Origin of the sequence: Verrucosispora sp. WMMC514, from assembly GCF_027497295.1 — a bacterium.
Lineage (GTDB): Bacteria > Actinomycetota > Actinomycetes > Mycobacteriales > Micromonosporaceae > Micromonospora > Micromonospora palythoicola.
In genome coordinates this window covers 1,410,318-1,421,506 of record NZ_CP114906.1, presented here as the reverse complement: position 1 = coordinate 1,421,506, position 11,189 = coordinate 1,410,318, and the positions used below count along the sequence as shown (strand labels likewise).

The following is an 11,189-nucleotide window of genomic DNA, read 5'->3' as shown; positions in this document are numbered from 1 at the left end:
GCGGGCCCGATCGGGCCCGCCCCGCCGGGGGCTCAGTCGTTGGCGTGCAGGGCGGCGTTCAGCTCGATGCCCCGACCGGTACGGGGACGGGCCTCGAGCGCGCCGGAGACCGAGTTGCGCCAGAACAGCAACCCGTCGACGCCGGACAACTCGCGGGCCTTGACGACCCGGCCGTCCGGAAGGCTGATCTTCGAGGCGGCGGTGATGTAGCAACCCGCCTCGACGACGCAGTCGTCGCCGAGCGAGATGCCGACACCGGCGTTGGCACCGACCAGGCTGCGCTCCCCGATGCGCACCTTGTCGGTACCGCCGCCGGAAAGGGTGCCCATGATGGAGGCGCCGCCGCCGATGTCCGAACCGTCGCCCACCACCACGCCCTGCACGATGCGCCCCTCGACCATCGAGGCGCCGAGCGTGCCGGCGTTGAAGTTGACGAAGCCCTCGTGCATGACGGTGGTACCGGACGCGAGGTGTGCGCCGAGGCGTACCCGGTCGGCGTCGGCGATCCGCACCCCGGCGGGCACCACGTAGTCGGTCATCCGCGGGAACTTGTCCACCCCGTACACCCCGAGGTGGCGGCCGGCGGCCCGCTCGATGACCCGCAGCTCGTCCACCCGCTCCGGCGGGCACGGCCCGGCGGAGGTCCAGGCCACGTTGGCCAGCTTGCCGAAGATGCCGTCGAGGTTGATCTCGTTGGGCCGCACCAGGCGGTGGGAGAGCAGGTGCAGCCGCAGGTACGCGTCCGCCGCGTCCTTGATCGGATCGTCGAGCGAGCCGATGACGGTGACCACCTGGACGGTACGCAGACCCGGCAGGGCCCGGTCGCCGATCGCGCCGGGTGGCAGGTCCAGCACGTCTGCCTTGTCCTCACCGGCGACCAGCGGCAGCTCGCCGAGGCCCAGTTTGCCGGTCGGGTACCAGGTGTCGAGCGCCTGGTCCTCGGCGGTGACGGTGGCCAGGCCGATGCCCCACGCGGATTGTGTGGACGTCACTTACTCACCTCTCGTTCCCCTGCGGGCCGGCTGCTGCTCGCGACCACGGGGCTCGCCGGCCCACTCCTCGCGCTTCGCCGAAGGGCTCGCGTCTCACGGTCGCCGATTGTGACGGTACCGTGCGGACCATGGAGAACCCGCTTACCCCCGAGGTCCTCGCCGATCCGGTGGCGTTGACCCGCGCGCTGGTCGACATCGAGTCCGTGTCCCTCAACGAGAAGGCCATCGCCGACTGCGTCGAGGAGGTGCTGCGGGTGGTTCCGCACCTGACCACCCACCGGCACGGCAATACGGTGATGGCCCGTACCGACCTGGGGCGGGCCTCGCGGGTGGTGCTCGCCGGCCACCTGGACACCGTGCCACTGAACAACAACTTCCCGTCGACGCTGCGCGGCGACCTGATGTACGGCTGCGGCACCTCGGACATGAAGTCCGGCGTCGCCTACGCGCTGCATCTCGCGACCACCCTGCCCGAGCCCCGCTACGACGTGACGTACTTCTTCTACGAGGCCGAGGAGATCGAGTCGAGGTACAACGGCCTGCACCTGGTCGCGCAGGCGCACCCGGACTGGCTGGAGGCCGACTTCGCGCTGCTGTTGGAGCCGACGTACGGCATCGTCGAGGCCGGCTGCCAGGGCACCATGCGAGCCGTGGTGGTGACCACCGGGGTCCGGGCCCACTCGGCCCGTTCCTGGCACGGGGTCAACGCCGTGCACGGCGCGGGGGAGGTGCTCCGTCGGCTGTCGACGTACCAGGCGCGGCGGGTGACCATCGACGGGTGCGAGTACCGGGAGGGCATGAACGCGACCCGCATCCAGGGCGGGGTCGCCGGCAACGTGGTGCCGGACCGGTGCGAGATCGAGGTGAACTACCGCTTCGCGCCGGACCGTACGCCGGCCGAGGCCGAGGCGCACCTGCGCGAGGTCTTCGCGGACTACGAGCTGACGGTGACCGACTGCGCGGCCGGCGCGCTGCCCGGCCTGGCGGCCCCGCCGGCGCGGGAGTTCCTGGCGGCGGTGGGTGCCGCACCCATCGGCAAGCTGGGCTGGACCGACGTGGCCCGGTTCGCGGCGATGGGGATCCCGGCGTTGAACTTCGGCCCGGGTGATCCGAACCTGGCCCACCACCCGGACGAGCACGTCGAGATCAGCAAGATCCGCGACGGTGCGGCGACGCTGCACCGCTGGCTCGCCCCGGCCTGACCGCCGACGGCGTGGCCGGCGGTTCGGTGCGGGGTCAGACGGTGGTCAGGTGGGACTCGGCACCGGGATCGGCCGGCGGCTCGGGTGGCTTGTCGAGCAGCCGGGCGCGGCGGCGCTCGGCCACCACGTCGCGGATGCGCCGCTGCATCTGGCGGCGGATCCGAACCCGTTCGTCGTTGCTGATCACGCTGTCTCCTCCCCCGAAGTCCGCGTGCCGGGGCATACCCGGTATGTGAATAGTAAGACGTACGGGAAAGCGATTTGGTTGCACAAGATCACGAAGTGTTTGCCGGGTTCTCCGGTCCGGCTCCACTACGGTTGCTTCCATGACCCAGAGCAACGGGCGGGAACGAGGACAGGAGCGGCATCGCGGCGCCGTCACACTCCGTCGCCAGTCGATCACCAGCAGTACCGCGGACCAGCGGTTGCTGGATTCCCGGGCGCGGGCCGACTGGAAGACGAAGGACGCCTGGCGGGCGCTGCGCATCCTCTCCGAGTTCGTGGAGGGCTTCGACACCCTCGCCGACCTCCCGCCCGCGGTCAGCGTCTTCGGTTCGGCGCGCAGCAAGCCGGACAGCCCCGAGTGCCAGCTCGCCGAGGCGCTGGGCGCGGCGCTGGCCTGCGCCGGCTACGCGGTGATCACCGGTGGTGGTCCGGGTGTGATGGAGGCGGCCAACCGGGGGGCCAGCGAGGCCGGCGGCCACTCCGTCGGCCTGGGCATCGAACTTCCCTTCGAGCAGGGCATCAACGAGTGGGTCGACCTGGCCATCGACTTCCGCTACTTCTTCGCCCGCAAGACCATGTTCGTCAAGTATGCCCAGGCGTTCGTGGTGCTGCCCGGCGGGTTCGGCACCATGGACGAACTCTTCGAGGCGCTCACCCTGGTACAGACCGGGAAGGTCACCCGGTTCCCGGTGGTGCTGATGGGCGTGGACTACTGGCAGGGCCTGCTCGACTGGCTGCGGGACACGATGGCGGCCGAAGGCAAGATCGGCCCGGTCGACCTGGAGCTGATCTGCGTCACCGACGACGTCGCCGCGGCGGTGCGGCACATCGTGGAGGCCGAGGCCGCCCTCAACGCCGAGCAGGAGGCCGTACGCGAGGAAGCGGTCGCCCGGGTCGCCGCCGACCAGCAGGCCGCCGCCGGGTCGACCACCGTCGGGCCCGTCGCCGGCGATGAACGGGCCGCCGCCGACGGACCGGCCGCCACCGACGACCCGGCGGGGCGCTGACCGGTGGCCGCGATCTGCGTGTTCTGCGCGTCCTCCCGCACACTCGACAAGCGTTGGCTCGACCTGGCGACCGAGACCGGCGCGGAGATCGCTCGGCGCGGGCACACGCTAGTCAGCGGGGGCGGCTGCGTCGGGATGATGGGCGCGTTGGTCAACGGCGCACGCGCTGCGGGAGGCCGCACGGTCGGGGTGATCCCGCAGGCGCTCGTCGACCTGGAGGTCGCCGACCTCGCCTCCGATGAACTGCTGGTCACCGAGTCGATGGCCAGCCGGAAGATCCTGATGATCGAGAAGTCGGACGCGTTCCTCACCCTGCCCGGCGGGCTCGGCACGCTCGACGAACTCTTCGAGGTGTGGACCACCGCCACGCTCGCCCTGCACCACAAGCCGATGGTGCTCGTCGACACCGACGGCTTCTACGACCCGCTGCTGGCCTGGCTGCGCGACCTGACCGACCAGACGTTTCTCAAGCCCGCCGGCTTCGATCTGCTCCGGTCGGTCGACACCGTCCCCGGTGCCCTCGACCTCATCGAGTCCCACCTCACCTGAACCGCCCGGCCCGGCCCTGGCACCCCGTCGACGCGGTCCGTGGGCGGATGATCGGCTCCGGATGCGGTGACCCGGGCCTTCCCGTCGAGCGGAAGCCCCGACTTGCCGCATGTCGGGCGCGGGTGCTGACCGGACCCGGGTGTGGCGGGTCGGACGGTGTCGCAGGGCCGTGATGGGATGGCGGGATGCAGGCGTACCGGTTGGTGCGTCGGCCCGCCGGGCCGACCGAGGGGAACGGCCCGTCCGCCGGGTCGCCCTCGGGCGCCGCCCATCCGAAGGCCGCACCGGAGCAGACACCTTCGGGCCATGACGGGCCGGGGCGGATCGATCCGCGACAGGCGGAGGTGGTCGCGCACACCGCCGGTCCGATGCTCGTCCTGGGCGGCCCGGGCACCGGGAAGACCTGGACCCTCGTCGAGGCGGTCGCTGCCCGGGTCACCGAGGGAGTCGACCCGGAGCGGATCCTGGTGCTCACCTTCAGCCGACGCGGCGCCGCCGACCTGCGGCACCGGATCGAGGCGCGGATCGCCGCGACCGGTCAGCGGGTGCTGCGCGAGCCGCTGGTGCGCACCTTTCCCGCGTACGCCTTCGGGTTGCTGCGGCGGGCCGCCGCCGAACGCGGCGAACCGTCACCCCGGCTGCTCACCGGCCCGGAGCAGGATCTGATCATCCGCGAGTTGCTGGACGTCGTCGGTGCGGAACCCGACGGAGAGCCCGACGACGACCCGGTCGGTTGGCCGGCGGATCTGCGGCCGGCGCTGGGCACCCGGGCCTTCGCCGCCCAGCTACGCGACCTGCTGATGCGTGCCGCCGAGCGGGGTGTGGGCCCGGTCGAGCTGGCCCGGCTCGGCGAGCGGCTCGGCCGCGCCGACTGGCCGGCCGCCGCCCGGTTCCTCCGGCAGTACGTCGCCGTGTTGGCCCTGCGCGACGTGGCCAACCGTGGCTCGGTCGCCTACGACCCGGCGGAGCTGGTCCGGGCCGCCACCGGGATGCTGCGCGACGATCCGGAGCTGCTGACCGCCGAGCGACGGCGGCTGGCGTACGTCTACGTCGACGAGCTGGCCGACACCGACCCCGCGCAGCTGGAGCTGCTGGACACGGTGGCCGGCGGCGGCCTGCCCCTGGTCGCCTTCGCCGACCCCGACTCCTCGACGTACGCCTTCCGGGGCGCCGATCCGGGCGGCGTGACGTCCTTTCCGCACCGGTTCCGCACCGCGTCCGGCGCGCCGGCCGCCCAGGTGCTGCTGAGCACCAGTTACCGCGCGGGCGAGCGGCTGCTGGCCGCCACCGCGCGGCTGGCCCGACGGCTGCGCGGGCCGGCCGCGCACCGGCGGCTGCGACCGCTGCCGGACACTCCGGCGGGGAGTGTGGAGGTGCGCACGTTCTCCTCGACCACGAGCGAGGCGGCGTGGCTGGCGCACGCGCTACGCGCGGCGCACCTGCTCGACGGCGTGCCGTGGTCGCGGATGGCGGTGCTGGTCCGCTCCACCGCCCGGCAACTGCCGGGGCTGCGTCGGGCGCTGCACGCGGCCGGCGTGCCGACCGTGGTGCATGGCGAGGATCTGCCGCTGCACCTGCAACCGGCGGTCGCGCCGCTGCTGCTCCTGCTGCGCTGCGCGCTGGAGCCGGAGCGGCTCGACGAGGAGGCCGCCGTGGCGCTGCTGCACTCACCGCTCGGTGGCGCCGACCCGCTGGCGGAGCGACGGCTGCGGCAGGGCCTGCGCGCCCTCGCCCTGGCCCGGGGTGACCGCCGGCCCTCCGGGGAGCTGATCATCGAGGCGCTCCGTGACCCGACCGAGCTTTCCGGAGTCGAGCGGCGTTGGGCGGAACCGGCACAGACGGTGGCCGGGCTGCTGGCCGTGGCCCGGGAGGCGGCCGACCGGCCGGCCGCCACCGCGGAGGAGGTCCTCTGGGCCGTGTGGCGGGCCAGCGGCCTGGCCGAGCTGTGGTCGGCCGCGCTGACCCGGGGCCCGGCGGTGGCCGGCGAGGGGGATCTCGCCCGGCGTCGCCGGGCCGAGGCGGCCGACCGTGACCTGGACGCCGTGCTGGTTCTCTTCGACGCCGCCGCCCGGTTCACCGACCGGTTGCCGGGCGCGCGTACCGAGGTGTTTCTCGACCACGTGCTCGGTCAGGAGCTGCCGGCCGACACGCTCGCGCCGACCGCCGACCGGGGCGACGCCGTGCGGCTGCTCACCGCGCACGCGGCCAAGGGACTCGAATGGGACCTGGTCGCGGTGGCCGGGGTCCAGGAAGGCGTCTGGCCGGATCTACGGCTGCGTGGCAGCCTGCTCGGCTCGGAGCGCCTGGTCGACGTGCTGGCCGGCCGGGGGGACGGCGCGGTCGCGATGGCCACCGTGGTGGGGCAGACCTCGGCGTTGCTCGACGAGGAGCGGCGGCTGTTCCACGTCGCGGTGACCCGCGCCCGGCGGCGGCTGCTGGTCAGCGCGGTCGCCTCCGCCTCCGTCGGCGGCGACGACCACGAGGAGCAACCCAGCCGCTTCCTCTACGAGCTGGGCCGTATCGACGACCCGGGTGACGCCGTCGAGGGGTCCGCCGGTCCGCCGCCGCCCCGGCCACCGGACACGCCATCGTCCGCGGGCGGGCCGTCGACCTCGCCGGAACCGTCGAGGGCCAGCAATGCTCCGCTGGGCCAGAACCCGGGCGACGCTGACCCGGCGGACACCACCGCGAGCGAGCCTCCCGCGTCGGGCCGGCTGCCGTTGAGTCGGCCGCCCCGGGCGCTCACGCTGCCCGCGTTGGTGGCGGAGCTGCGTACCGCGGTCGTCGACCCGGCGGCGCCGGTCGCCCGGCGGCGCGCGGCGGCGGCCGAACTGGCCCGGCTGGCCGCCGCCGGAGTGTCCGGTGCGCATCCCGACGACTGGTGGGGGCTGCGCCCGCTCTCCGACGACCGGCCGCTCGTCGACGACGGCGAGCCGGTGCGGGTAACCCCGTCGGGCATGGAGAGCGCGCTGCGGTGCAGCCTGCGGTGGCTGCTGGAACGGCACGGCGGCAGCGCACCGGCCAGCACCGCGCAGGGTGTCGGCAACCTGGTGCACGCGGCGGCGATGCTCGCCGAGGACGCCCAGGCCGACCGGGAGACGCTGCTGGAGTACGTGGCCGCGCGCTTCGACGCGATCGAACTGGCCGCGCGGTGGATGGTCGGTCCGGAGCAGGCCCGTGCCGAGGCGATGGTCGACAAGTTGCTGCGCTGGCTGGCCGCCAACCCGCGGCGGTTGCTCGCCATCGAACAGGAGTTCGCGGTACGCCTCGACGACCCGCACCGGCCGGTCGAGCTGACCGGCCGGGTCGACCGGTTGGAGGTCGACGCGGCCGGCCGGCTGGTGGTGGTCGACCTCAAGACCGGCAAGTCCACCGCGGTGACCGAGGGAGAGGTGGCCGAACACCCGCAACTGGGTGCGTACCAGGCGGCGGTGGAGGCCGGCGCGTTCGCCGAGTTCGGCGACGAGCCCGGCGGCGCGGCACTCGTGCAGCTCGGCACCGGCGCGAGGGACGCCCGCGAGCAGGCCCAGCCACCCGCCACCGACGGGCCCGAGGCCGGTTGGGCGACCGCGCTGGTGCGTCGCACCGCCGACACCATGGCGGCCGCGACCTTCGCGGCGGTCGCCAACTCGAAGTGTCGGGTCTGCCCGGTCCGCAGCAGCTGCCCGGTGTCCGGTCAGGGTCGGCAGGTGGTGGAGCCGTGACCCAGCCCACCCTGTTCGAGCCGGTCCCGCCGGCGCCCCGGGCCGCCGACGCGGGCCCCCGGTACACGCCGGTGGAGCTGGCGAAGCTGCTCCGGCTGCCGGCCCCCACCCGGGAACAGGCGGCGATCATCGCCGCGCCGGTCGAGCCGCTGCTGGTGGTCGCCGGTGCCGGCTCGGGCAAGACCGAGACGATGGCCGCCCGGGTGGTGTGGTTGGTGGCCAACTCGTACGTCCGGCCGGAGCAGGTGCTCGGCCTCACCTTCACCCGCAAGGCTGCCGGTGAGCTGGCGCACCGGGTACGCGTCCGACTCGACCAACTGGTCCGCCGGTTGGGCCGCCGGGAGCGCAACCCGCTCGACGACCCGCTCACCGGCGAACCGACCGTGGCCACCTACCACTCGTACGCCGGGCGGATCGTCACCGAGCACGGTCTGCGCGCCGGCTACGAGCCCTCCACCCGGCTGCTGACCGAGGCGTCCCGCTGGCAGTTGGTCGACCTGATCGTGCGCAACTACGACGGGGACATGTCCGAGGTGGACCGGATGCCGAGCACGGTCACCGACGCGGTGCTGGCGCTCGCCGGCGAGTTGGACGAGCACCTGGTCGAACCGGACGAGCTGGCCGCCTGGACCGGCCGGTTCTTCGCCGACGTGCAGTCGCGTCCGGGGCGGGTCTACGCCGGGGTACGCAAGGCTCTGGCCCTCCAGCAGACCCGGTTGAAGCTGCTGCCGCTGGTGCGCGGGTACGTCCGCCGCAAGGACGACTTCGAGGCGATGGACTTCGCCGACCAGCTCGCCCGGGCCGCCCGGGTGGCCCGGGACCATCCCGGCGTCGGCGAGATCGAGCGCGGTCGTTACCGGGTGGTGCTGCTCGACGAGTACCAGGACACCAGCCACGCCCAGGTGGTGCTGCTCAAGGCGTTGTTCGGCGGCGGACACCCGGTGACCGCGGTGGGTGATCCCTGTCAGTCGATCTACGGCTGGCGGGGAGCCAGCGCCGGCACCCTCGACCGTTTCCCGACCGAGTTCGCCCGCGCCGACGGTGCACCGGCCTCGGTGCTCGGGCTGACCACCAGCTGGCGCAACCGACCGGAGATCCTGGCGGTGGCCAACGCGCTGGCCACGCCGCTGCGCGCGGCCGGGGCCCAGGTGCCCGAGCTGCACGCCGCGTTCGGCGTCGACGACCCGATCCCGCATCGCAGCCCGCGCGGAGCCGCCGCCGGCACGGTGCACTGCGCGCTGCTGCCGACGTACGCCGACGAGGCGGAGTGGATCGCCGACAGTCTGCTGGGCGCCTGGCGGGGCGCGGCCGGCAGCCCGGGCGTACTGCCCGAGCAGATCCCGGTGACTCGACGGCCGACCACGGCGGTGCTGGTCCGGCTGCGCAGCCAGATCCCGGCGATCGCGGCGGCGCTGCGTGAACGCGGCCTGCCGGTCGAGGTGGTCGGGCTCGGTGGCCTGCTGGACACCCCCGAGGTACGCGACGTGGTCTGCACCCTGCGGGTGCTGGCCGACCCGACCGACGGTGCCGCGTTGCTGCGGTTGCTGACCGGTGCCCGGTGGCGGATCGGGCCAAGGGATCTGGTGGCCCTGCACCGCCGGGCCCGGGCCATCGCGGCGGCCCGCCGCCGGCTCGCCGACGACGGCGCTCCGGAGATCACTCCCGACCGCCTCGACGAGGCGACCCTGGTGGAGGCGCTTGCCGACCTGGGGCCGGCGCAGGCGTACTCGGCCGAGGGCTACGCGCGACTGCGCGCGTACGCGCGGGAACTGGGCCTGCTCCGCTACCGGTTGGACCAGTCCCTGCCGGAACTCATCGCGGACGTGGAGCGGACCACCGGGCTGGACGTGGAGGTGGCGGTGCGGGCCGGCCGCGACGGTGCGGGTGACGCCGGACTGGCCCGGGGCCACCTGGACGCGTTGGGTGACGTGGCCGCCCGGTTCAGCGGCGAGTCACCGGCCGCCACGCTCGCCGGGTTCCTGGCCTATCTCGCCGCCGCCGAGGACGAGGAGCGCGGTCTCGCGCCGGGCGAGGTGGAGGTGGTCGAGGGGGCGGTGCAGATCCTCACCGCCCACGCCGCCAAGGGGCTGGAATGGGACGTGGTGGCGGTGGCCGGGCTGAGTCGTGGCGTGTGGCCGGGACCGGTCCGCAACTCGGACCACTGGCTCGGCGGCCTGGGCGTGCTGCCGTTCCCACTGCGCGGCGACGCCGACGGGCTGCCCGAGCTGGCCCTGGCCGAGGTGGCCGACCAGCGCGGGGTGGCCCGGGCGGTGGAGGACTTCACCGACGCCTGGCGCGCCCACGACGAGCGGGAGGAACGACGGCTGGCGTACGTGGCGGTGACCCGGCCCCGGCGGCTGCTGCTCTGCTCCGGTCACTGGTGGGGTGAGGGCACCAAGCGGCCGCGCGGCCCGTCGCCGCTGCTGCGCGAGGTGCACGACGCCTGCCTGGCCGGCGGTCCCGGTCACCTGGTCGACGAGTGGACCCCGGAGCCCGCGCCGGACGCGGTCAACCCGACCACCGAGGTGGTACTGCGGGCCGAGTGGCCCGCCGACCCGCTCGGTCCCCGCCGTCCGGTGTTGGCCGAGGCCGCCGCGCTGGTGCGCCGCTTCCTGACCGACGGCGACGGTGACGGCGACGACGGGGACCGGCCGGACGACCCGGCCGGGGCGGATCCGGAGGTACTCCGGTGGCGGCGGGAGGCCGATCTGCTGCTGGCCGAGCGGGCGGAGTTGAGCCGGCTGGCCGGCCCCGTCGAGGTGTCGCTGCCCGAACAGCTGTCGGTGACGCAACTCGTCGCGTTGCGCCGGGATCCGGCCGGGCTGGCCCGGGCACTGCGCCGCCCGATGCCGACCGAGCCCAACCCGTACGCCCGCCGGGGCACCGCGTTCCACGCCTGGCTGGAGCAGCGGTTCGGCGCGGACCGGTTGCTCGACACCGACGAGCTGCCGGGGGCGGCGGACGCCGACGCGGCGCCGGACGAGGAACTGGCCGAGCTGCAACGGCGCTTCCTGGCCAGCGAGTGGGCGGACCGCACCCCGGTCGAGGTGGAGGTGCCCTTCGCCACGGTGATCGGCGGCGTGGTGGTACGCGGCCGGATGGACGCCGTGTTCCGCCGGCCCGGCGACCGCTTCGACGTGGTCGACTGGAAGACCGGCGCGCGGCCGGAGGGCACCGCCGCCGAGGTGGCGGCGGTGCAGCTGGCGGTCTACCGGTTGGCCTGGGCGGAACTGGCCGGTGTGCCCGTCGACCGGGTCGGGGCGGCGTTCCACTACGTGCGGGACGGGGCGACCGTTCGGCCGGCGGACCTGCTCGACGTCGAGGGACTGACCGCGTTGATCAGATCGGTTCCCGAGTCGACGTGAAACACTGGCGTGTCGCCGGATCCGTGGTAGGGTTCCCTCGTTGCAGTTTCGGTTACCAGCTCTGTTTGCGCCTGGCGGAATGTGGCCCCAGGCGCTCTTTGTTATGTCCGGACTTCTCCGGGCGGGGCGACCAGCAGCGACAGGC

Annotated in this window: 7 protein-coding genes; 5 read left to right on the top strand and 2 right to left on the bottom strand. The window is 74.0% G+C overall.

All coding sequences use genetic code 11. From position 1 onward, the window contains the following. Window positions 1-32 precede the first annotated feature (32 nt). A complete protein-coding gene (dapD, locus tag O7597_RS06445) occupies window positions 33-992 on the bottom strand; it encodes a 2,3,4,5-tetrahydropyridine-2,6-dicarboxylate N-succinyltransferase (RefSeq protein WP_281582245.1) in 960 nt (319 codons plus the stop codon). A 128-nt stretch (window positions 993-1,120) separates the two neighbouring features. Between dapD and dapE the strand changes: the two genes are divergently transcribed. After that, on the top strand, window positions 1,121-2,194 hold the full coding sequence (gene dapE / locus O7597_RS06440) for a succinyl-diaminopimelate desuccinylase (RefSeq protein WP_269738179.1): 1,074 nt from the start codon (window positions 1,121-1,123) through the stop codon (window positions 2,192-2,194). Window positions 2,195-2,228: 34 nt separating this feature from the next. On the opposite strand, the gene O7597_RS06435 is transcribed toward dapE, so the two are convergent. Continuing rightward, a complete protein-coding gene (locus tag O7597_RS06435; RefSeq protein WP_216592876.1) occupies window positions 2,229-2,381 on the bottom strand; it encodes a hypothetical protein in 153 nt (50 codons plus the stop codon). Between the two features lie 139 nt (window positions 2,382-2,520). Here O7597_RS06435 and O7597_RS06430 point away from each other — a divergent pair, with 139 nt between their 5' ends. From O7597_RS06430 to O7597_RS06415, 4 genes are all read left to right on the top strand, one after another. Then, entirely contained in the window at window positions 2,521-3,426 is a 906-nt protein-coding gene (locus O7597_RS06430; RefSeq protein WP_281582244.1) for a TIGR00730 family Rossman fold protein, read from the top strand. Window positions 3,427-3,429: 3 nt separating this feature from the next. Continuing rightward, window positions 3,430-3,975 (top strand): TIGR00730 family Rossman fold protein, encoded by a 546-nt coding sequence (locus O7597_RS06425; RefSeq protein ID WP_269738177.1) that lies wholly within the window; start codon window positions 3,430-3,432, stop codon window positions 3,973-3,975. 185 nt (window positions 3,976-4,160) lie between these two features. Next, window positions 4,161-7,679, top strand: a complete 3,519-nt coding sequence (locus tag O7597_RS06420) for an ATP-dependent DNA helicase (RefSeq protein WP_281582243.1) — start codon at window positions 4,161-4,163, stop codon at window positions 7,677-7,679. Beyond that, a complete protein-coding gene (locus O7597_RS06415; protein WP_281582242.1) occupies window positions 7,676-11,044 on the top strand; it encodes an ATP-dependent DNA helicase in 3,369 nt (1,122 codons plus the stop codon). Before O7597_RS06420 ends, O7597_RS06415 begins: the two co-directional genes overlap by 4 nt. Window positions 11,045-11,189: the final 145 nt, after the last annotated feature.

Excerpts from the sequence above, each read along its gene's own strand:
- dapE (WP_269738179.1), top strand. The coding sequence starts at position 1,121 with ATGGAGAACCCGCTTACCCCCGAGGTCCTCGCCGATCCGGTGGCGTTG.
- O7597_RS06430 (WP_281582244.1), top strand. The coding sequence starts at position 2,521 with ATGACCCAGAGCAACGGGCGGGAACGAGGACAGGAGCGGCATCGCGGC.
- O7597_RS06420 (WP_281582243.1), top strand. The coding sequence starts at position 4,161 with ATGCAGGCGTACCGGTTGGTGCGTCGGCCCGCCGGGCCGACCGAGGGG.